The organism is Pseudomonas kitaguniensis, assembly GCF_009296165.1.
Lineage (GTDB): Bacteria > Pseudomonadota > Gammaproteobacteria > Pseudomonadales > Pseudomonadaceae > Aquipseudomonas > Aquipseudomonas kitaguniensis.
Window position 1 is genome coordinate 12,703 of sequence record NZ_VUAZ01000076.1, and the last position, 20,902, is coordinate 33,604.

The following is a 20,902-nucleotide window of genomic DNA, read 5'->3' on the forward strand; positions in this document are numbered from 1 at the left end:
TGTCATGCATGTGCCTGATTAAACTGCTCGGGTATTTCTAATCCTGAGTTACGTGTTGATGACATCGCTCGCTGCCCCCGCCCTGCAGGCCGCAGCCACACCCACTGCCCTCAGCCCGCCTGTATTTGGCCCGCGCATCATCACAGGCTTGGTCGGCGTGTTGCTGGCCGTGCTGGTGTCCGGCCTCAACGAGATGGTCACCAAGGTCGCCCTCGCTGATATTCGCGGCGCGCTGTTCATCGGTTTTGACGAAGGCACCTGGCTGGTCGCCGCCTACACCGCCACCTCCGTCGCGGCCATGGCCTTTGCGCCGTGGTGTGCGGTGACGTTTTCACTGCGCCGCTTCACCCTGTGCGCCATTGGGTTGTTTACCGTGCTGGGCATCCTGTGCCCGTTTGCGCCTAACTACCCAAGCCTGCTGCTGTTGCGCACCGTGCAGGGCCTGGCCGGTGGTGCGTTGCCGCCGATGCTGATGACCGTAGCGCTGCGCTTCTTGCCGGCCAACGTCAAACTGTACGGCCTGGCCGGCTATGCGCTCACCGCAACGTTCGGCCCCAGCCTGGGCACGCCGCTGGCAGCGCTGTGGACCGAATACGTCGGCTGGCAATGGGCGTTCTGGCAAATCGTCGCGCCATGCTTGCTGGCGATGGCGGCGGTGGCCTACGGCTTGCCGCAAGACCCGCTGCGCCTGGAGCGCTTCAAGCAGTTCAATTGGCGTGGCCTGCTGCTGGGGTTCCCGGCGATCTGCATGCTGGTGATCGGCCTGTTGCAAGGCAACCGACTGGACTGGTTCGAGTCCGGCCTGATCACCTTTCTGCTGAGCGGCGGTGCACTGTTGCTGGTGCTGTTCCTGGTCAATGAATGGTCGCAGCCGATCCCGTTTTTCAAGTTACAGATGCTCGGCCTGCGCAACCTCGCGTTCGCCTTGATCGTGCTGGCAGGCGTGCTGATGGTGCTGACCTCGGTGATCATCATTCCGTCGAGTTTTCTCGCGCAGGTGCAAGGTTATCGACCGTTGCAAACCGCGCCGGTGATGCTGCTGATGGCACTGCCGCAGTTGATTGCGCTGCCGTTGGTGGCAGCGTTGTGCAACCTGCGCTGGGTCGATTGCCGTTGGGTGCTGGGGCTCGGTTTGAGCATGCTGGTGCTGTGTTGCGTGGGCAGCGCGCACCTGACATCAGCGTGGGTTCGCGACGATTTCTATGGCCTTTACCTGTTGCAAATTTTCGGTCAACCGATGGCCGTGCTGCCGCTGCTGATGCTTTCCACCGGCAGCATTCAGCCGATGGACGGCCCGTTTGCCTCGGCCTGGTTCAACACCGTCAAAGGCCTCGCCGCCGTGGTCGCCACGGCGCTGCTGGAGGTGCTGACCACGCAGCGTTTGCACTTCCACTCAAGCATGTTGGTGGACCGTTTGGGCAATTCGCCGCTGGCCGACGGCGATGCGCCGGGCCTGGCGCAGCGGCTGCACGAGCAGGCCGTGGTGCTGACCTCTGCAGACCTTTATTACGTCATGGCCGCTGTCGCGGTGGCGTTGATCCTGCTGATTTTCTGGATGCCCACGCGGATCTTTCCGCCCCGCGCACCGACTTGATTGCTCACTGAGCCAAAAGGATTTTTGATGAAACGCAAAGACAAAATTGCCCTTTCCGCTATCGCCGTGTTCGCCTTGGCTGTGTTGGCGTACCGGGTTGCGCCGAGCCTTTTGGGCAACACGCGCCAGACCACCAACGACGCCTTCGTCGCCGCCGACTTCACCCTGGTGGCGCCGCGCGTGGCCGGCTTCATCAAGGAAGTGCTGGTGGAGGACAACCAGCGCGTCAAAGCCGGCCAACTGTTGGCGCTGATCGACGACCGCGATTTTCGCGCCGCCGCCCAAGCGGCCGACGCCGATACGCTCGTCGCCCAGGCCCAATTGAAAAACGCCACTGCAACCCTGGAGCGGCAAAGCTCGGTGATCGCCCAAGCGCAAGCCAGCGTCGCAGCAGACCGCGCCGAGGTGGCCTTCGCCGAACACGAACTGAACCGCTACAACCACCTCGCCGGTGTGGGCGCGGGCACAGTACAGAACGCCCAACAAGCCAAAACCCGCATCGACCAGGCCACCGCGCGCCTGGCGAATGCCACCGCGGTGCTGGCGGCGGAACGCAAGCAGGTGGAAATTCTCGGCGCCCAGCGTGACGCCGCCGAAGGTGGGCTTAAACGCGCGCAGGCGGCCCTGGAAATGGCCAGCTATCAGTTGTCCTACACGCGCATCGTCGCGCCGATGGATGGCATGGTCGGCGAGCGCGCGGTGCGGGTTGGCGCCTATGTGACGCCGGGCAGCAAACTACTCGCCGTGGTGCCGTTGAGCGAGGCCTTTGTGGTGGCCAATTTCCAGGAGACTCAGCTGTCGCACATGCACGCCGGCCAAGCCGTGCAAGTGCGCGTCGACAGCCTCGACGGTGAACTGCTTAACGGCCATTTGGAAAGCCTGGCGCCGGCCACCGGCGTGACCTTCGCGTCGGTCAAACCCGACAATGCCACGGGCAATTTCACCAAGGTGGTGCAGCGCATTCCGGTAAAGATTGTGCTAGAGCCCAATCAGCCGCTGACCGAACGGCTGCGCGTCGGCATGTCGGTGGAAGCCAGCGTCGACACCCAGCCAGCCACGCAGCCGCGTGAGGTGGCCCAGCAATGAAGCGATTTGCCTGGCTCAGCTTGAGCCTGATCAGCCTGAGTGCGTGCACCGTCGGCCCGGATTTCCAGCGGCCACAAGGCTCGCCCGTCAACCCATGGAGCGAGCCCCAAGGGCGACAGGCCGCCAGCCGCGCGGTCACCGACCCGTTGCAGGAGCGCTGGTGGGAAGTGTTCCACGACCCGCAGCTCTCAGCCCTCACACAGCGCGCGCTTCGCGATAACCTCGACCTGAAACTGGCCGGCAGCCGTTTGCAACAGAGCCGCGCCGTACGCCAGGTGACCACCGCCGAGCGCTACCCCAACCTCAATGCCAGCGGTGATTACCTGCGCCAACGCAACAGCGGCAAAGGCTTGAATGATCCGTCTGGCGAAAATGGCCGTTCGGCATTCAACCAGTGGGACGCGGGCTTCTCGGCCGCCTGGGAGCTGGACTTCTGGGGCCGCGTCAAACGTGAAACCGAGGCCGCCGATGCCACGCTGCAAGTGGCCGAAAACGACCGCCGCGCCGTGCTGTTATCGGTACTCGCCGACACCGCTCAGGATTACATTCAGTTGCGCGGCGTGCAAAACACCCGCGCCGTTACTGAGCAAAACCTCGACGTCGCCCGCCACAGCCTCAAGCTCTCGCAACTGCGCCTGGCCGACGGTGTGGCGACCGACCTGGACGTGGCCGAAGCCGCCGCGCAGGTGGCCGCCATCGAAGCGCGCCTGCCGGATTTGCAGCAGCGCCAGGACCAGTTGATCAACGCCCTTAGCCTGTTGATGGGCGAGCCGCCGCAAGCGCTGCACGCGCAGTTGTCCAAAGACGCCGCCGTGCCGCAGGCCCAGCGCCAAGTCGCCATCGGCCTGCCGTCGGAACTCGCCGAACGCCGCCCCGACATCCGCCAGGCCGAGGCGCGTTTGCACGCGGCCACTGCGAATATCGGCGTGGCCAAGGGCGACTTCTACCCGCGCATCACCTTGTCTGGCAGCCTCGGCTCGCAAGCCCTGCAACTCTCGGATTTCGGCTCTTGGGGCTCGCGCGCTTTTGCCTTCGGCCCGCAGTTCAGCCTGCCGCTGTTCAATGGCGGGCGCCTGCAAGGCATGTTGAACCTGCGCGAAGCCCAGCAACAGGAAGCCGCGCTGGCGTACCAGCAAACCGTGCTGCGTGCCTGGCATGAAATCGACGACCAATTGACCCGCTACAACGCCAGCCAATTGCGCCGCGACAGCCTCGCCGAGGCGGTACGCCAAAACCAGATCGCCCTCACCACCGCGCAACATCAGTACGTCGAAGGCGTCGCCGATTTCGTCAACGTACTCACCGTACAAAGCGCACTGCTGGCGACGCAGGAACAGTGGGTGGAAAGCTCCACCAGCGTGTCACTGGCCATGGTTGGCTTATACAAGGCGTTGGGCGGCGGCTGGCAGTCGGTTTACCCTGAAGGCTAAGCACAGCTTGCGCACTGGAATTGTCCAGGCTTAACTGCTTTCAGGTTTGCAACAGCATAAAGGTAACGTCGTCTTCGGCGGGGTAGGCGTCAAGGCTGCCTGCGGTGATAGCACCGAGCTGGCTTTCAGGCGAGAGTTCAGCCCAGAACCCGTCGGTTGCCAGTATCCATGTAGTGTCTTTGGCTATCAGCAAAGATTGAACATGGGGTTCATGGCGCCTGCGACGGCTCATGCAGTTGAGCAATATTTTACGCGCGGGGTTGTTCGCGATAAGCGCGTGGCTTAGATCGCCTTTCCAGTTCGGCCCGCATTGAGGTGAGGTCAGCCAGCGCGGGCGCTGGTCCTTTTCCAGGTATCCCAGGCAGCAGTCACCGCAATGAATGGAAATTGCTGTGTGGTCAACCACCAGTAAGGCAAGGTAACTGGTGGAGGCGACCGGAAAGTCGGGACACACATTTGAATGCACGTCTTCGAGTAAGGTCAGCGTCAGCTTCAATGCCTCATCAAGGCAAGACACGGTTATCGGTGCAGCCCGGGAAAAGGCGTCGAGCACGTGTTGAGTCAAGGCCTTCGCCAGCTCGCCACTTCCAGGTTTGGCGGAGCCGTCAGCAATCATATAAAGACACGACCCCGTATTCTGCGCTGAGCCGCTGGCATCGCGGTTTTCTGCTGAACAGGCGCCTTGCTGGCTAAGACTCAAGCGAAGTATCAAACGCGCGCTCCGAATCCAATCAAGGCTTTCAGGCGGTCGTAAATCAAGGCTTCGCGATCAGCGTCTTGAGCGGTGCTTTGAATCACACTCTGAAAATCTGTCAGCTTGAGCAACGCCGAAAGTTGGTCGCTCACGAAGCGTTGCAGCTCAGCAGGTGCTTGCTTCACTTCCTCGATCAGCTCTTCCCGTCCGTCCAGTAGGGCAATGATGTCTTCAATGTCGTTGGAGGTCAGTACGTCGCCACGACCTCGTCCCTGATAGGCCTGCAGTTTTGCGGCAAGGAACCAAGGGGCTGAAAATACCTTAATGCGTGTTCCGTTGGGCAATGTGTAAGCGATGGCATTTTCCAGTCCCCCCACAAACCAGGTATTGGAGAAACCCAGTACCTTTTCATCGGTCGGCATGAAGTCGACTTTCAAGGCGCCTAGTCGTAAACGGCAGGTAACAGTGTCCTGGCCGGTATTTTTGAAACCCTTGGATTTCAGGCTTTCCTCCAACCGATACCAGTCCGTGGTGCCAGTCAAATGAATGACCAAGTCCACGTCGTCTGTACCTCGAATCGACTCCAGTGTGTATTCGTCGGTGATGAGCAAAACCGTGGTACACCCGCCGACAAACGCCACCTTCCCACGTAACTCTTCACCCAGCGCCTCGGCAACCTCTTCCAGCATTTGCAGCATCATTGTTCGGTTGGACGTCATAAGATCCACTCCCGCAGCATCGCATCGGCCACTTTGGCTTCGCGTGGCCCGCCGATGCGAATGGCGTCAACAAGGGCTAAAAAATGATAGAGAAGCTCGTCCTTTTTCACCGCGCCGGGGACGGTTTTATACAAGGGGGTGATCTCCTGACCTTTGCTTTTGCCGTATGCGTCCGGCCAGACCGGAATGAGATCGCCGCCGCTCATGACTTTGCCCGCCAGGATTGGCGCAGCGAATGCCGTTGGAATGCCACGCACGATCGGGCCTGGTTTAGCGGGGAAGATGTAGCGAATGCTGTACGTGACCAGGTCAAGCAGCGCCTTGCTCCTTACCAGAGGTAATCCGTTGGCATGGCTCGTATAAATCATGCCAATTTCCCTGCAACGGTTCAGGGACGAGGAGACTTCTGTTTTGCTTAAGCCCAATGCAGAAGACAGGGCTCTGACCGAGTAGTTTTGCAGGCTGCTTTTTTCGGAATCTTCATTCAGATCCTCCCAGCCTTGCCAGTCATCAAGTGACGAAAGCTGAACGGTTTCAAAATTTTGTATGTATTCAGGAAGACTTTGAAATCCGAGGGACGCGTGCTCTTTTTCCACAGAGAACTCTCGCTTTTTTACGCGCTCGCCTTTGGCCTGAAGCTCCAGGCTGATCAGCTTGAACAGGATCACGATGTCTTGACTTTTCATGGGGCTCCGAATCTAAGTGTCCTCTGTCCGCGGACAGAGGACACTTTCTTGCACAGAGTTCACGTGTATGTCAACGATTCTGCAAAACACCCCATTCCCCACCAAACCATTCACTCGGGTCCAGCAGTCGGAAGTAGAACTTTTGCGGCCAATGCAGGATCAAGGCTTTGTCCGATTCCAGAAGCGAATAACAGGCTTTTGTCCTAGAGTGGCGGTGTTTGCGTCAGGTGATTCAGGTAATGGCAGGGGAATTGAGGTGCATCGGTCTGTGGTAGAGCAAAACAAAAAGCTTGGGGAGTTACCCGCATTCAGTCGCTTTTCTTGGGAAGGCGCCAGCTATATCAGCCAATTATGGTGGGTGCCGATCCTGGCACTGGCCATGGCCCTGCGTTTTTACAACCTCACGGCGTCGGCAATTTGGGGCGACGAAGGCTCTAGCCTGCTATTGAGTGAATACGCGGCGGGCGACCTGTGGTTTCACGCGGCGCACGATGTGCACCCGCCGCTGTATTTTTTCATGTTGCGTGGCTGGATTGAGCTGTTCGGCGACAGCATCTTGTCGATTCGCGGCATGAGCGCAATCCCTGGCGTGGTCGCCGTAGGCTTGGGTATCTGGCTGACGCGGCAACTTTCCACTCGGCGTGCGGCGGTGCTGGCGGGGATTCTGCTGGCGCTGCTGCCCACGGCGGTGCGCTACAGCCAGGAAGTGCGCATGTATTCACTGCTCGGCGTGTGGCTGCTGGGCGCCACGCTGGCGCTGGTGTATTGGGTGCGGCAGCCCGAACGCATGCGCTACCTGGTGGCGTATGGGCTGCTGATGACCGCAGGCTTTTACACGCATTACTTCACCGCGCTTTGCGTGCTGGTGCATTGGGCCTACCTGGCGGTGTTGAGCACATCCCGGGCGCCGGGCCAGCGTTTGATTTTGCGCCCTGCCTGGTGGCTGACCAATGTCACGATTGTGCTGCTGTACTTGCCTTGGTTGCCGAACCTGCTGGACCTGGTGCAACACGTGGAACAGTTGAAAGTAGGCGGCGATATTGGCTGGGAAGAGCCGGTCAACGTGTTTTCCCTGCCATCCATGGTCTGGCAATTCGTGCTGCAGGATGAAGGCATCGGCTTCTGGCAGCCGCTGTTCTGGCTGTTTCCGATACTGTTGGTGAGCATCGTGGGCGTCACCACCTGGCGGGACCGCGAGCGTTACCGGCCAGCCAGCTTGCTGGCGCTGTTCTTTTTGCTGCCACTGCTGCTGGTGTACGCGGTGTCGTTTCTGTCCCCGGTGTTTATCGAGCGTTACCTCACCGTGTACGCGTTCGGGTTGCCGATCCTCCTGGCCCTGGCCATCGACCGCCTGCCATCGCGCCTGTCGCTGCTGGGAGCAGCGCTGTTCGTGCTGTTCGTCGGGGTGGAACTGCTGGGGTTGAAAAACAATTTCAGCGTGGATGAGCAAGACCAATTCAACGTGCCGGTGGAGTTCGTCAACCGCAATTACCAGGAAGACGACCGCATCGTCCTCAGCGACATGATGTGGTACCTCAGCTACGTGTATTACGACCAGACCGACGCCCAACTGCAGCTCTACACCCCGCCTAAACCGGACGGTACGCCCACCCGCCCGAATGCCTACGGTTTTGGCACGCTGGTGGACCAGGACGGCGGGCGCATCTACCTCGACCGGCTGGCGGCATTGCCCGCCGATACTCACCGCGTATGGCTGATCAGCAGCGTTGAGGCGCCGGACGATTTTGCGCCGCTGCCCGAGGGCTGGCGCGAGCTGAGCCGGCAAGATGGCGGCGGTGCCAGGGCGCGGTTGTTCGTCGTGTGCAACGGGCCGCAACCGCAACCTGAGGGCTGCCGCTAAACTCAGTTGATGGGTTACTTCCCGGGAGCCGCTCATGCAATGTCGTTGCGAGCCGGGCGAGGGGTGTAAAAAACTTGGGAAAAAAGCCATAACTTGAAAAAATCTGGTTATGGTTGAAAAAATCTGGGGTTTAATCGCCTGAGTGAACTTTTTCCGAGGTTGCGCGATGTCTTTGGTTGGTTATGCCCATCTTCACCGAAGCCTCTGCTTGAAAGCGATTGCGCCTGCTCCCGAGCGAAGAGAAATCCCGCAGCAGTTTCAGTACAGTGTGCCGGAGGAGGTGTTTGAGTTTATTGAGGTCGAAGCGGGGAAGGCGCTCAGCTAACGCAGTAGCGGTTGCACAGCCTCAACCATCCCACCTATAGTTCGCCGTCGCCGCACATCGGCGATCGGATTTGGCGATCCGCATATCTACCCAGCGCTTCAGCGCACCATGCTACCTGCCCGTATTTTGCGGCGGGTGGTTCTATGGCGGCTGTGCGCGGGAGGCCTTCGGGCCTGCCGGGTTGGGTAGATAACCGGTTCGCAACCTGCGTACAGCTGCCACCTATTCTGTTTGGCGACAGGCGGGTGGTTAATTGAAGCCAACTCAAAGGTTATCTACCCAATGGAACAATTTTCTCGACTCAAATCTAACCCGACCAGCGTTCCCGTCCTGACCTTCAACACCTTCGCCCCCTCGCACTTGCTGCATGAAACCGCCCGCAGTCGCGTGCGTATCGGCACTGAGCTGCTCGACACACTCACCTCAACCACCGACGAACAAAACCGCCAGCACTTGGTGACGGCGGCGTTGGTCTCGCTGCGAGATGGCCTGGACATGATGGGCGAAATCCAGCGCCGCCTGGATGCGCAGGCCGAACAGCAGAGCTGACGCCAGCGCCAAGGTAACAGGCCCGTTGTGGCGAGCGGGCTTGCTCGCCACCACTGCCCTATCAGCCTGCGTCGAAACCCGCCACCGATCAGCGAATATGTTTCGAAACTTGACTGACTTGGGTCGGTCCCTCATATTGATAGTTAGCAAACTAACTGTATGCGAACTGTCTTGTGCCTCAAACCCTCGAACAACTCCACATGAACCTCAGCAGCAGCATGGTGGTGGGCGCCCGTAATTGGCGCAAAATCTGCCAGACCACGCTGGTGAGCTACGGTATTTCCGAAGCCTGCGCCGTGCCGTTATTGATGATCGGCCGCTTGGGCGACGGTGTGCATCAAGTAAAAGTCGCCCAGGCATCGGGAATTGAAAGCCCGTCGCTGGTGCGCTTGCTCGACCAACTGTGCAGCGGCGGCTACGTGTGCCGTACCGAAGACATCCACGACCGTCGCGCCAAGGCCTTGAGCCTCACCGCGCGTGGCCGAGAGCTGGTGCAAGCGGTAGAAGTGCAACTGGTGCGCCTGCGCCAGGACGTGCTGTCGGACATTGGTCGCAGCGATCTCGAAGCGGCGCTGCGCGTGCTGCGGGCCTTTGAAGTGGCCGGGGTTGCAGCGTCTTGAACGGATTTTTCAGCGGCTTCCCGCCTGCCCGTGACTGGTTTTACGGCGTACGTACGTTCGCGGCGTCGATGATCGCGTTGTACATCGCCATGCTCATGCAAATGCCGCGTCCGTACTGGGCGATGGCCACGGTGTATATCGTCTCCAGCCCGTTTGTCGGCCCTACCAGCTCCAAGGCGCTGTACCGCGCCGTCGGCACTTTTATGGGGGCCGCGGCCGCGGTGATTTTTGTGCCGATGTTTGTGCAAGCGCCTTATGTGCTGGTGGTGGTGATTGCGCTGTGGACGGGCATTTTGCTGTTCCTGTCGATGCACCTGCGCACGGCGAATAACTACGCCTTGATGCTCGCCGGTTACACCTTGCCGCTGATCGCCTTGCCGGTGGTGGATAACCCGCTGGCAGTGTGGGATGTGGCCGAGGCGCGTACCGAAGAAATCTTCCTCGGCATCGCGGTAGCGGCGGTGGTAGGCGCGATGTTCTGGCCGCGTCGGCTGATGCCGGTGTTCGATGGTTCGGTGGCCAAGTGGTTCGCCGATGCGCAGGTTTACAGCCAGCGCTTTTTGACCCGCAACGTGCAGCCGGAAGAGGTGAGTAACCTGCGCGGCGCCATGGTGGCGACCTTTAATACCCTGGAATTGATGATCGGCCAGTTGCCGCACGAAGGCGCGCGGCCGCAAACGGTGCGCAACACCAAAGAGCTGCGCGGGCGGATGATTCACCTGATGCCGGTGATCGATGCGCTCGACGATGCGGTGTACGCCGTCGAGCATCGTGCGCCGGAGTTTCTCGACCGCCTTGCACCGCTGTTGCAAGCGGCTGAGCAATGGCTTGCAAGCACCACCGAAAGCGCACCGCTGGAACGCTGGCGCGTGCTGCGTGACCAAGTCGACGCGCTGCAACCGGCCGGCGAAGCGCTGAACGACCGCCACACACTGCTGTTCTCCAACGCCCTGTATCGGCTGGGTGAATGGATCGACCTGTGGCAAGACTGCCGCAGCCTGCAGGCCGCGCTGCAATGCGAAAGCCAAGACACCTGGCGCGCGGTTTACCGCCACTGGCGCCTCGGCCGGCTGACGCCGTTCCTCGACCGTGGCCTGATGTTCTATTCGGCGTTTTCCACCGTCACCGCGATCATCGTCGCCTCGGTATTGTGGATTCTGCTGGGCTGGACCGATGGCGGCAGCGCGGTGATTCTGGCCGCCGTGGCGTGCAGCTTTTTTGCCTCGATGGACGACCCGGCGCCGCAGATCTACCGGTTCTTTTTCTGGACCGCCATGTCGGTGTTGTTCGCCAGCCTGTATCTGTTTTTGGTGCTGCCCAACCTGCATGATTTCCCCATGCTGGTGCTGGCGTTCGCCGTGCCGTTTATCTGCATCGGCACGCTCACCGTGCAGCCGCGTTTCTACTTGGGCATGTTGCTGACGCTGGTGAACACCTCGTCGTTCATCAGCATCCAGGGCGCCTATGACGCAGACTTCCTGAACTTCGCCAACGTCAACCTGGCCGGGCCGGTGGGCTTGCTGTTTGCGTTTGTGTGGACGCTGGTGGCGCGGCCTTTCGGCGCTGAGCTGGCGGCCAAGCGCCTGACCCGTTTTAGCTGGCGCGACATTGTCAGCCTCACCGAACCTGCGACCCTGGCCGAACACCGGCATATGGCCGCGCAAATGCTCGACCGCTTGATGCAGCACTTGCCGCGCCTGGCAATCATCGGCCAGGACACTGGCATCGCCCTGCGCGATTTGCGTGTGGCGCTGAACCTGCTTGATCTGCTCGCCTACTCGCCACGCATCCACGGCGTGCCACGCGTATTGCTCAACCAAGTGGTCGAGGGCGTTGGCGGCTACTTCAAGGCCTGCCTCAAAGCGGGTGAACGCTTGCCTGCGCCCAGCGGTCTGCTGATGACCCTCGACCGCACGCGTCGCGCCCTCAACGGCCAAGGCCTGCAAAACGAAGACGACAGCCGCCTGCATCTGTTGCACGCACTCGCGGGTTTACGCCTGTCGCTGCTGCCGGGCGTGGAATTTATTGGCGGCACCGAAATGGAAGCGCCGCTGCCTGATGGAGCGCCTTTATGATCGGTGACCTGGACATCAGCGGGGTGTTCCTGCCCACGTTGCTGGTGCTGATGGGCATTACGTATGTGCTGTTTCTGGTGGTGCACGGGCTGTTGACCCGCGTCCACTTCTATCGCCTGGTCTGGCACCGGGCATTGTTCAATGTGGGGCTCTACGCGCTGTTGTTGGGCGCGGTGGACTCACTCAGTCGATACCTCATGACATGAAAAAACCTTTTTTGACCATCGGCCGTGTCGTCCTGACGCTGTTGATCGTGACGTTTGCGGTCGTTGTTGTGTGGCGCATGGTCATGTACTACATGTTTGCGCCCTGGACCCGTGACGGGCACATCCGTGCCGACATCGTGCAGATCGCCCCGGACGTGTCCGGGCTGATCCAGCAAGTCGACGTGCGCGACAACCAGCTCGTCGCCAAGGGCCAAGTACTGTTTGCGGTTGACCAGGACCGCTTCAAGCTGGCCCTGCGCCAAGCGCAGGCCGCCGTGGCTGACCGCCAGGAAACCCTGGCCCAGGCCACTCGTGAGTACAAGCGTAACCGTGGCCTGGGCAATTTGGTGCCGAGCGAGCAACTGGAAGAAAGCCAATCGCGCGTGGCCCGCGCTCAATCTGCGTTGGCCGAGGCGCAAGTGACGGTGGACGCCGCCCAACTTAACCTCGACCGCTCGGTGATCCGCAGCCCCGTGGACGGCTACGTCAACGACCGCGCGCCGCGTGCCCAGGAATTCGTGACGGCCGGGCGCCCGGTGCTGTCGGTGGTGGACAGCAACTCCTTCCACATCGACGGCTATTTCGAAGAAACCAAGCTGGACGGGATTCACGTCGGCATGGCGGTGGATATTCGCGTGATCGGCGACAACGCTCGCCTGCGCGGCCATGTGCAGAGCATCGTCGCCGGTATCGAAGACCGCGACCGCAGCAGCGGTTCTAACCTGTTGCCCAACGTCAACCCGGCGTTCAGCTGGGTGCGCCTGGCCCAGCGGATTCCGGTGCGCATCGCCTTTGATGAGGTGCCGGCGAACTTTCGCATGATCGCCGGGCGCACGGCCACCGTGTCGATCATTGCCGACACGGCTACAGACGGAGAAAAACCATGAAACCCGCGGCGTTGCTGGCAACGGTCAGCTTGGGTGTGCTGCTGTCGGCCTGCCAAGCGGTTGGCCCGGATTATAAGTTGCCGGAAAACGCCGCAATCAACCGTGACGACCTGCAAGGGCAGCTCGCGGGCGAGGGTAACAACGTGGTGTCGGCGCCGGTGCCGGCCGACTGGTGGAAGCTCTACAACGACCCGCGCCTGGATGCGCTGGTGCGCCAGGCCATGGCGTCGAACACCGACCTGCGGGTGGCCGCCGCCAACCTGCAACGCGCGCGCTTCCAGACCCAACAGGCGGAATCTGCGGGCGGTTGGAGCGTGGGTGCCAAGGCTGAAGCCCAGCGCCTGCAAGAGTCCGGCGAAGCCTATTTGCTCACGGAAAAAGTCCCGGTGGGCAACATCGGTGCCGCCAGCATCAGCACGTCCTACCAGTTCGACTTGTTCGGCACCTTGCAGCGCGGTATCGAAAGCGCCCACGCCAGTGCGGACGCAGCCCAAGCCGCCGCCGATACGGCACGCATCACGCTGGTAGCCGATGTGGTGCGTTCCTACACCCAAGTCTGCGCGGCCAACGAAGAACTGGCGATTGCCAACGAGTCCCTCGGCCTGCAAGCGCAGAGCACCCAGTTGACCCAGCGCCTGCGTGACGCCGGGCGCGGTGACGAAACCCAGGTGACCCGCTCGCAAACTCAATACAAATCCTTGCGCGCCGACATGCCGCGCTACCAAGCGGCACGCCAGGCCGGGTTATTCCGCCTGTCGATGCTGTTGGCCACGCCGCTGGACCAACTGCCGCCAGGCACCGACAGCTGCGCCGAGCTGCCGCACATTGCCCAGTTATTGCCGGTGGGCGACGGCGCCACCTTGCTCAAGCGCCGCCCCGATGTACGCCAGGCCGAGCGCCAACTGGCCGCCGCCACCGCGCGTATCGGCGTGGCCACCGGCGCGTTGTACCCAGACATCAGTATCGGCGCCACCGTGGGCACGGTTGGCTTGCTTGATGACTTGGGCACGCCGGCGACCAATCGCTGGGGCTTTGGCCCGCTGATCAGTTGGACGGTGCCAACCAACGGTGCGCGTGCACGTATTCACGAAGCCGAAGCCGCGACCCAAGGCGCGCTGGCGCATTTTGACGGGGTGGTGCTCAACGCCATCCGCGAGACCCAGACCGGCCTGGCGCAGTACACCGCGCAGTTGCAGCGCCGGGATGCACTGGCCGATGCCGGCAAGTCCGCCCAAGAAGCCGCGCAACAGACGCACCGTTTCTTCCAGGCCGGCCGCGCCTCATTCCTCGCCGACCTGCAAGCCACGCGCACCTACACCGACGTGCGCGCGCAACTGGCGGCGGCGAACACTCAAGTTGCCATGAGCCAGATCAATCTGTTCCTGGCGTTGGGCGGCGGTTGGGAAAGCGCACGAGCGCAAGCGTCACCGCCCGGCAAACCCTGAGCCAATAGCGATGCTGCAAAAGTCGGTCCGCCTTGATGTTTTAGTCAGGCGGTCCGGTAGGCATTGGCTGAATAGTGCGTGGGAATTGTCTGGCGTGGCCACTGCCATGGGCCAAGAGCGTTTTCCATTGGACGTCTGCGATCTGGAGGCCATGACCTCGAATAATGCCGTTACACACCGTGAGTTTGAGGTGTTGGTGTACACCTGGACGGTGCGTTTGAAGCGTTTTGACCACCCGCTGGATGAGATCAAAACGCGGTACCCGTGAACCAACTGCCAGGCTGACCCCTCTGAAAAGCTGCGCCGTTCTCGGCCGCCAGTGCTAATCTTCCCCCGTTTTCGGCGGGCTTGAGCCAACCCTTTCGGGGTTCAAGGAAGACAGCCCACTTCTCACAGGATTTGATCAGGTCACTTCATGAATAAGCCAGCAGTCGTTCTTTTGGGTTTCGTTGTCGCCGTCGGCGTCGTCAGTGCAGGCGGCGCCTGGTACACCGGCAAGCAACTGGAGCCGGTGCTGCAAACCGCGATCCAGAACGCCAACAAGGAACTGCAAACGTCCATGGCCGGCACCGATGGCAGCTTGAACCTGGAGCTGGTGTCGCTGGACCGTGGCCTGTTCAGCAGTACCGCGCACTACCGCCTCAAAGGGCAGGGCAGTGTATTCGGCGACGCCAACCCGAACCCGGAGCTGCTGTTCGTTGACCACATTGAACACGGCCCGCTGCCATTCTCGCGCCTGGTGTCGCTGAAGTGGTTGCCGGTCATGGCCACCAGTCATTACGAGATGGAAAAAAACCCCACCACCGAAAAATGGTTCGCCGCCAGCAAAGACGTATCGCCGGTCAAAGGCGTGGCGAACATCGGCTATAACCGCTCGGTGAATGGCAATGTCGAATTGCTGCCCCTGGAAATCAAGGACGACAAGTCCTCGGTGAGCTTCTCCGGCGCCAACCTCGACGTCGACAGCAGCGCCGAAGGCCAGAAGGTCAAGGCCAGCGGCTACATGAACAGCCTTAAAGTCGCGTTGATCGACGCCAAAGGCGAGCCGTTCGAAGCCGAGCTGTCCGGCCTGACCGTGGCCAGCAACCTGGAAAAATCCACGTTCGGTTTCTACACCGGGCAAAACACCATTGAGCTGACCGACACCAAAGTCACCTTCGGCCCGCAGAAAACCGTGCTGACGCTCAAGGGCTTCGAGCAAAAAGACAGCAGCGAGGCCAAGGGCAACAACCTGGCAGGCCGCGTTGACTACAAGATCGACGAGATCGGTTATCAGGGCAAACCTGTTGGTTCGGCGGCCATGGCCGTGAGCATGAAGAACATCGATATTCCGGGCATGCTGGCACTGACCAAGCTGTACCAGGACAAGATGCAGCCGGTGCAAGCAGCTTCCGCTAATAACCAACCGATGCCTGAGTTGCAACTGACTGAAGCCGAGCAAACCCTGGCCGAGACCAACGTCAACCAAGTGCTGGCTGCCAAGCCGCAACTGGCGGTGGAAAACCTCTCGCTGAAAACCACCCATGGCGAAAGCAAATTCAACCTGGTTGTCGACCTGACCAAACCGGCATCGCTGGAACTGCCACCGGTTGAATTGGGCAAGCAGGCCATCGCGCTGCTGGACGCCAACCTGACCCTGTCCAAGCCAATGATCGGTGACGTGGCTGCCTTGCAAGCGCAGGCGGGTGGCGTGACTGACCCTAAAGCCATCGAGCAGCAATCGCAGATGGCCGCCGAGATGGTCAGCGGCATGGCGGTCGGCACTCAGCTGGCGACGCTGGTGGGCACGGATGTAGTGTCCAAGCTGCATTACGCCAACAATGAAGTGACCTTCAACGGCCAAAAAATGACCGTTGAGCAATTCATTAGCCTGATGACGGCCAAGTTGGGTGCTGTGAGCGGCGCGCAGTAACGTTTCCTGCATCAAGCAAGCAATAAAGCGTGGGGGAGTGGGGTTGCCTGAGGCAGCGGCCGCTCCCCTTTCGTTTTTGTGAGCCGGTAATTCTGAGCCGTTTCGCAAACCCGGCGTGCTGTTGATTCACAACGATGAGGAGGGCGGCGTGGAGCGGGTGAAGTCACAGGTTTCCCGCGACGTTGAGCGCCCCGGCGGGCTTGGCTAAAGGCCCCCGTTTCCATAGGGCCAGCGGGCTATTGTGGCGAGCGCGCTGAGAGGCCTCTACAACCCACTCGCCACGACCCAACACGGCAAAGTCGATAAATGCGATCCACTTCACAAAACACCCGCGAACTTTTGTGAACTCCCCGGCACTAACCCTCACGACGCGAACTTGGTGGCTAAATACTGGCACCCAGGCGCCCTTTGTCGAATCGTTATCAAAACAGCGGCCGCTTGTCGGAATAAAATCCTCTGTAACAAGCTGTCACACTTTTTTATAATTTTATTATTCTTATTAATCAATAACTTGCAGATTTAACGTCGACGAATAGGCAGCTAGTCCAACTTCTTGGATCTGCCCAAGTTGGGTGTTAATTTGCCAGCCCTTGATTTTCGATGGATCGGATATGCCTTCGTTATTGCCACGGATTCGGACTGCGCTGTGCACGCTCACGCTCGCCTGCTTGAGCCTGAACACTGCCGCAGCGGCCCCCACACCGGGTGATCAGGACCTGATCCGCGACCGGCAAAACCGCTTGCTCGAAGAACAGCAGCGCCGCCTTGAAGAACTCAAGGACCTGCCCGGCAAAGAGGCCAAGCCTCAAGCCCCGGCCACGCCTGCCGACACACGCTGCTTCCCGATCAAAGACGTGCAACTGCAAGGCGCCGACAGCCTGCCGGCCACCGACCGCGAGCGCTTGCTCAAGCCCTACATCGGCCAATGCCTGGGCGTCTCGCAGCTGAATGAACTGCTCAAGAACATCACCGATTACTACATCGCCAAAGGCCGCGTCACCAGCCGCGCCTACTTGCCGCAACAAGACCTCTCCACCGGCCACCTGCACGTGCTGGTGGTGGAGGGCAAACTTGAAGCCTTGAGAGGCGCCGAAGGCAGCACGGTGACCGACCGTGAACTGGCCATGGCCTTCCCCGGCAAGGTCGGCGAGGCGCTGAACCTGCGCGAAGTGGAACAACTGGTGGACCAGTTGAACCGTTTGCCGTCCAAGCAGGCGCAAATGGAGCTGACCCCCGGCAGCCAGATCGGCGGCAGCGACGTGGTGGTCAAAAACACCCCGCAAAAGCCTTGGCGCGCCAGCCTGTCGCGTAATAACGACGGGCAAAAAAGCACCGGCGAACAGCAATGGGGCGCAGGCCTTGAGTGGGACAGCCCGCTCGGCCTGGCCGACCAATTAGTGCTGCGCGGCGGCCACGATGCTGTCAGCGACCATCAAAAAACCTCGAAAAACAGCATGCTCTACTACAACGTGCCATGGGGTTGGTGGAATTTCAGTTACACCTACAGCGAGAGCGATTACCGCGCGCCGGGTTACGCCGACACCTTCAAGTTCAAGCAGTCGGGCGACAATGAAAACCACCAGTTGCGCGCCGAACGCGTGATCCACCGCGACGACGTCAGCAAAACCTCGCTCAACGTCGGCGTGGCGCACCTGCGCACTAACAACTACATCAATGACGAACAGCTTCAGACCAGCAGCAACCGCCTGAGCGAGCTGCAATTAGGCGTCAACCACGGCCGTCGCATCGGCACCGCCTTCGTCAACCTCGACCTGGGCATGCAAAACGGCATTGGCGCGTTCGACGCCCAGTCTGAACACGAGCGCGATGCTGACGGCAACCGCCAGCCCAGCGCGCGCTACCGCAAATACACGGCCACCGTCAGCTACCTGCAACCGTTCAGCCTGTTGGGCGAGGCGTTAAGTTTTTCCAGCTTGGCCACCGGCCAGCGCAGTGAAGACATTCTGTTCAGCCCGCAGCGCATCAGCCTCGGCGGCTCGGCCTCGGTGCGTGGTTTCAAGGACCAGGAACTGACCGGCGACAGCGGCGGCTACTGGCGCAACGAGGTGCGCTGGGCGCGCCCGGTGACCCTGGACTGGATGCGCCCGGCGTTCGTCGAATACGGCGCCAGCGTCGGTTACGACCAAGGCGTGATCAGCAACGGCCGCTACAACGGCGACGTGCACGGCCGGGTGTCGAGCAACTCGCTGGAGCTGTTCGCCCGTGGCAAATACGTGAGCACCAGCGTGACCTTTGCACATTCTTTGGAACGCCCGGCAGTGATGAGCGAGCGCGAAGCGCCGATCTACTTCCGTATGGATTTCTTCCTGTAATCAACGCCCCGTTACATCGAGAGTTCGACAATGGATGTTCGCCACTTTGCCTTCCTGGCCCGCCAACCTTCTGCTGCGTTGAAGCCGCGGGACTCGTTCTTTGGCCTGCCCAAGCGCGGCCTGGTGCTGATCCTGGCCAACGCGCTGTTCTGGCAGCCGCTGCTCGCGCAGGCCGACGGCATTGCGGTCAGCGCGCCCGGCACCACCGTCGGCCAGGCCGGCAACGGCGTGCCCGTGGTGAACATCGCCACCCCGAATGGCAGCGGCTTGTCGCACAACCAATTCAAGGACTACAACGTCGGCCCCAACGGCGTGATTCTCAACAACGCCACCGGCGCGATACAAAACACCCAGTTGGGCGGCAACATTGTCGGCAACCCCAACCTCAAAGGCGGCGCCGCCAGCGTCATCCTTAACGAAGTCAACGGCGGCAGCCCCAGCCAATTGCGCGGCTACACCGAAGTGGCCGGCCAGTCGGCCAAAGTCATCGTCGCCAACCCGTACGGCGTCACCTGCAGCGGCTGCGGTTTCATCAACACCCCCAACGTCACCCTGACCACCGGCAAACCGGTACTCGACGCCAGCGGCCAGTTGCAGCGCTACCAGGTCGACGGCGGCGCCGTGACCATCGACGGCGAAGGCCTCAACGCGAGCAACGTCGACCGCTTCGAAATCATCACTCGCTCAGCCAAGATCAACGCGCAAATCAACGCCCGCCAACTGGCGGTAATCGCCGGTCGCAACGACGTCGACGCCAACACCCTGGCCGCCACCCCGCGCGCCGACGACGGCAGTGCCAAACCCGAGCTGTCGATTGACTCGTCGGCGCTGGGCGGCATGTACGCCGGCGCGATCAAACTGGTCGGCACGGAGGCCGGTGTGGGCGTGAAGCTCGACGGCACGCTGGCGGCCAGTGGCGGGGATATTCAGCTTGATGCGAATGGGCATTTGAGCATGGCGCAGGCGGCGGCCAGCGGCGCAATCAACGTCAAAGCCGCCAGCCTCGACGCGCAAGGCCCTGTGTACGCGGGCACCGCGTTGGACGTGCACACCCAAGGCGACCTGACTAACCGCAAAAGCCTCGCCGCACGTGACCGCATTGCGCTGTCCAGCGGTGGCACGCTGACCAACGGCGACATTATCGAAGCCGGCGTCAACACCGATAACACCCGCAACGCCGCCGGCGATGTGAGCCTGCGCGCCAACACCGTCAACAACACCGGCGCCAGCGTTATCGCAAGCCGTACAGTGGCCGTGGATGCCACCGCCTTGAACAATCAGGGCGGCACCTTGAGCGCGAAACAGCGCACACAGATGACCGCTGCGACCGTCGACAACCAGAACAAGGGGCGCATTCTCAGCAACGACAGCCTGAGTGTCACGGCTGACACCCTACTGAACACGCAAGGTGGGTTGGTCACCAGCAATGGCGCGCTGACCGCCGCCGTGGGCGACTTGCATAACCAGGGCGGCGAAGTGTCGAGCCTGGACACTGCGGCACTGACAGTGAATACCCTGGATAACGTCGCGGGCCTGGTCACGGCCGGCAAAGCGTTGAGCCTGAACATCGGCGCCTTGAATAATCAGAACGGGGTGCTCACCAGCCAGGGCAATGTCGCCCTCGCCGGGAATAATCTGGACAACCGCCAGAAAGGCCTGATCGCGGGTACTAGCGGTGTGCAGGTGAACGTGGCCAACATCGACAACCGCAACGGCGAGCTGTCGAGCCGGGCGGGCGTGCAGGTCAGCGCTACGCAATTGGATAACAGCGACGGCGGGCTGGTGATTGCCGGCAGCGGCTTGAACCTGACGGCGGATCAGTTGCTCAACCGCAACCAAGGGCTGATCAGCAGCGAAGGGCTACTGAGCGTGACGGCGGGCACGTTGGCCAACCGCGGGGGCACCGTTTCAAGCGCTGGCGCGCTGACCATCAGCACGCGCGGCGCCCTGGACAATCAGGGTGGGCGCCTGGTGACCGACGGCGCCTTGAACCTGAACAGCGCGAGTCTCGACAACAGCCAGCAAGGTACCCTGAGCGCGCGACAAACCGCGAACCTCACCACCGCAGACCTGAACAACCAGCAGGGCGGCCAGATCACCAGCGCCGACAGCCTGACCCTGGCACTCAATCGTGGCCAGTTCAATAACCAGGGCGGGCTGATTAACGCGCCGCTGTTGGTGCTCAACAATCTGAAGGACGTGAATAACCAGGGCGGCGAGATTTCCAGCAGCCAGGCGTTCACGTTGGCTGCAGACAACCTGGACAACAGCAACGGCAAATTGCTCAGCAACACCGCGCTGACCCTGCGCATCGGCCAGGCCCTGGCCAACGTCAAAGGCATGATCGCCGCCGCCTCGCTGGACGCCCACGCGGCCAGCCTGGACAACAGCGGCGCACCGTCACCAGCCGTGGCGACACGCTGCTCAACGTTGATGGCCGCCTGACCAATCGCGATCAGGGCCTGCTCAACGCAGGCACC

General features: G+C 61.2%; 16 protein-coding genes and 2 pseudogenes. 15 read left to right on the plus strand and 3 right to left on the minus strand.

What is annotated here, in order from left to right:
• The first annotated feature begins 58 nt into the window (after positions 1 to 58).
• Genes F0169_RS13985 through F0169_RS13995 form a run of 3 tightly spaced genes read left to right on the plus strand, consistent with a single transcriptional unit; the run spans position 59 to position 4,110 of the window.
• On the plus strand, positions 59 to 1,594 hold the full coding sequence (locus F0169_RS13985) for an MFS transporter (RefSeq protein ID WP_058413002.1): 1,536 nt from the start codon (positions 59 to 61) through the stop codon (positions 1,592 to 1,594).
• A 27-nt stretch (positions 1,595 to 1,621) separates the two neighbouring features.
• Positions 1,622 to 2,680, plus strand: coding sequence for an HlyD family secretion protein (locus F0169_RS13990; protein ID WP_152746850.1), 1,059 nt, complete (start codon positions 1,622 to 1,624; stop codon positions 2,678 to 2,680).
• Positions 2,677 to 4,110: an efflux transporter outer membrane subunit gene (locus tag F0169_RS13995; protein WP_152746851.1), complete on the plus strand. Its 1,434-nt coding sequence runs from the start codon at positions 2,677 to 2,679 to the stop codon at positions 4,108 to 4,110. Before F0169_RS13990 ends, F0169_RS13995 begins: the two co-directional genes overlap by 4 nt.
• 40 nt (positions 4,111 to 4,150) lie before the next feature.
• On the opposite strand, the gene F0169_RS14000 is transcribed toward F0169_RS13995, so the two are convergent.
• The 3 genes from F0169_RS14000 to F0169_RS14010 are packed head-to-tail and all read right to left on the minus strand — an operon-like array spanning position 4,151 to position 6,209.
• Positions 4,151 to 4,810, minus strand: coding sequence for a protein phosphatase 2C family protein (locus F0169_RS14000; protein WP_241679120.1), 660 nt, complete (start codon positions 4,808 to 4,810; stop codon positions 4,151 to 4,153).
• Between the two features lie 8 nt (positions 4,811 to 4,818).
• Entirely contained in the window at positions 4,819 to 5,523 is a 705-nt protein-coding gene (locus tag F0169_RS14005) for an excinuclease ABC subunit UvrC (protein WP_206670046.1), read from the minus strand.
• The gene (locus F0169_RS14010) at positions 5,520 to 6,209 is read right to left on the minus strand and encodes a hypothetical protein (protein WP_152746852.1); all 690 of its coding nucleotides are present in this window, start codon (positions 6,207 to 6,209) and stop codon (positions 5,520 to 5,522) included. Before F0169_RS14010 ends, F0169_RS14005 begins: the two co-directional genes overlap by 4 nt.
• Before the next feature lie 256 nt (positions 6,210 to 6,465).
• Here F0169_RS14010 and F0169_RS14015 point away from each other — a divergent pair, with 256 nt between their 5' ends.
• From F0169_RS14015 to F0169_RS28430, 12 genes and pseudogenes are all read left to right on the plus strand, one after another.
• A complete protein-coding gene (locus F0169_RS14015) occupies positions 6,466 to 8,070 on the plus strand; it encodes a glycosyltransferase family 39 protein (protein WP_172979439.1) in 1,605 nt (534 codons plus the stop codon).
• A 607-nt stretch (positions 8,071 to 8,677) separates the two neighbouring features.
• Positions 8,678 to 8,944: a hypothetical protein gene (locus F0169_RS14020; protein ID WP_058413008.1), complete on the plus strand. Its 267-nt coding sequence runs from the start codon at positions 8,678 to 8,680 to the stop codon at positions 8,942 to 8,944.
• A gap of 200 nt (positions 8,945 to 9,144) precedes the next feature.
• On the plus strand, positions 9,145 to 9,564 hold the full coding sequence (locus tag F0169_RS14025; RefSeq protein WP_058413009.1) for a MarR family winged helix-turn-helix transcriptional regulator: 420 nt from the start codon (positions 9,145 to 9,147) through the stop codon (positions 9,562 to 9,564).
• On the plus strand, positions 9,561 to 11,639 hold the full coding sequence (locus tag F0169_RS14030) for an FUSC family protein (RefSeq protein ID WP_122250139.1): 2,079 nt from the start codon (positions 9,561 to 9,563) through the stop codon (positions 11,637 to 11,639). Before F0169_RS14025 ends, F0169_RS14030 begins: the two co-directional genes overlap by 4 nt.
• Positions 11,636 to 11,845, plus strand: a complete 210-nt coding sequence (locus F0169_RS14035; RefSeq protein WP_012721577.1) for a DUF1656 domain-containing protein — start codon at positions 11,636 to 11,638, stop codon at positions 11,843 to 11,845. The genes F0169_RS14030 and F0169_RS14035 overlap by 4 nt, the downstream gene beginning before the upstream one ends.
• Positions 11,842 to 12,732 carry an efflux RND transporter periplasmic adaptor subunit gene (locus F0169_RS14040; protein WP_122250138.1) on the plus strand — a complete coding sequence of 297 codons (891 nt, stop codon included), beginning with the start codon at positions 11,842 to 11,844 and terminating at the stop codon, positions 12,730 to 12,732. Before F0169_RS14035 ends, F0169_RS14040 begins: the two co-directional genes overlap by 4 nt.
• On the plus strand, positions 12,729 to 14,177 hold the full coding sequence (locus tag F0169_RS14045; protein ID WP_122250137.1) for an efflux transporter outer membrane subunit: 1,449 nt from the start codon (positions 12,729 to 12,731) through the stop codon (positions 14,175 to 14,177). The genes F0169_RS14040 and F0169_RS14045 overlap by 4 nt, the downstream gene beginning before the upstream one ends.
• Before the next feature lie 55 nt (positions 14,178 to 14,232).
• Positions 14,233 to 14,445: pseudogene (locus F0169_RS27410) on the plus strand (NADH:ubiquinone oxidoreductase subunit N); the annotation flags it as partial.
• A gap of 147 nt (positions 14,446 to 14,592) precedes the next feature.
• On the plus strand, positions 14,593 to 16,089 hold the full coding sequence (locus F0169_RS14050) for a YdgA family protein (protein WP_152746853.1): 1,497 nt from the start codon (positions 14,593 to 14,595) through the stop codon (positions 16,087 to 16,089).
• A gap of 100 nt (positions 16,090 to 16,189) precedes the next feature.
• Positions 16,190 to 16,297 (plus strand): annotated as a pseudogene (locus F0169_RS28425) (poly-beta-1,6-N-acetyl-D-glucosamine biosynthesis protein PgaD); the annotation flags it as partial.
• Positions 16,298 to 16,700: 403 nt separating this feature from the next.
• Positions 16,701 to 18,422 carry a ShlB/FhaC/HecB family hemolysin secretion/activation protein gene (locus tag F0169_RS14055; RefSeq protein WP_152746854.1) on the plus strand — a complete coding sequence of 574 codons (1,722 nt, stop codon included), beginning with the start codon at positions 16,701 to 16,703 and terminating at the stop codon, positions 18,420 to 18,422.
• Positions 18,423 to 18,452: 30 nt separating this feature from the next.
• Positions 18,453 to 20,867, plus strand: a complete 2,415-nt coding sequence (locus F0169_RS28430) for a two-partner secretion domain-containing protein (protein ID WP_425274297.1) — start codon at positions 18,453 to 18,455, stop codon at positions 20,865 to 20,867.
• Positions 20,868 to 20,902 lie beyond the last annotated feature (35 nt).

What these genes read in the sequence shown, in the direction of transcription:
- F0169_RS13985 (WP_058413002.1), top strand. Translation starts at nt 59, where the DNA reads ATGACATCGCTCGCTGCCCCCGCCCTGCAGGCCGCAGCCACACCCACT.
- F0169_RS13990 (WP_152746850.1), top strand. Translation starts at nt 1,622, where the DNA reads ATGAAACGCAAAGACAAAATTGCCCTTTCCGCTATCGCCGTGTTCGCC.
- F0169_RS13995 (WP_152746851.1), top strand. Translation starts at nt 2,677, where the DNA reads ATGAAGCGATTTGCCTGGCTCAGCTTGAGCCTGATCAGCCTGAGTGCG.
- F0169_RS14005 (WP_206670046.1), bottom strand. Translation starts at nt 5,523, where the DNA reads ATGACGTCCAACCGAACAATGATGCTGCAAATGCTGGAAGAGGTTGCC.
- F0169_RS14010 (WP_152746852.1), bottom strand. Translation starts at nt 6,209, where the DNA reads ATGAAAAGTCAAGACATCGTGATCCTGTTCAAGCTGATCAGCCTGGAG.
- F0169_RS14020 (WP_058413008.1), top strand. Translation starts at nt 8,678, where the DNA reads ATGGAACAATTTTCTCGACTCAAATCTAACCCGACCAGCGTTCCCGTC.
- F0169_RS14025 (WP_058413009.1), top strand. Translation starts at nt 9,145, where the DNA reads ATGAACCTCAGCAGCAGCATGGTGGTGGGCGCCCGTAATTGGCGCAAA.
- F0169_RS14035 (WP_012721577.1), top strand. Translation starts at nt 11,636, where the DNA reads ATGATCGGTGACCTGGACATCAGCGGGGTGTTCCTGCCCACGTTGCTG.
- F0169_RS14040 (WP_122250138.1), top strand. Translation starts at nt 11,842, where the DNA reads ATGAAAAAACCTTTTTTGACCATCGGCCGTGTCGTCCTGACGCTGTTG.
- F0169_RS14045 (WP_122250137.1), top strand. Translation starts at nt 12,729, where the DNA reads ATGAAACCCGCGGCGTTGCTGGCAACGGTCAGCTTGGGTGTGCTGCTG.
- F0169_RS14050 (WP_152746853.1), top strand. Translation starts at nt 14,593, where the DNA reads ATGAATAAGCCAGCAGTCGTTCTTTTGGGTTTCGTTGTCGCCGTCGGC.
- F0169_RS14055 (WP_152746854.1), top strand. Translation starts at nt 16,701, where the DNA reads ATGCCTTCGTTATTGCCACGGATTCGGACTGCGCTGTGCACGCTCACG.
- F0169_RS28430 (WP_425274297.1), top strand. Translation starts at nt 18,453, where the DNA reads ATGGATGTTCGCCACTTTGCCTTCCTGGCCCGCCAACCTTCTGCTGCG.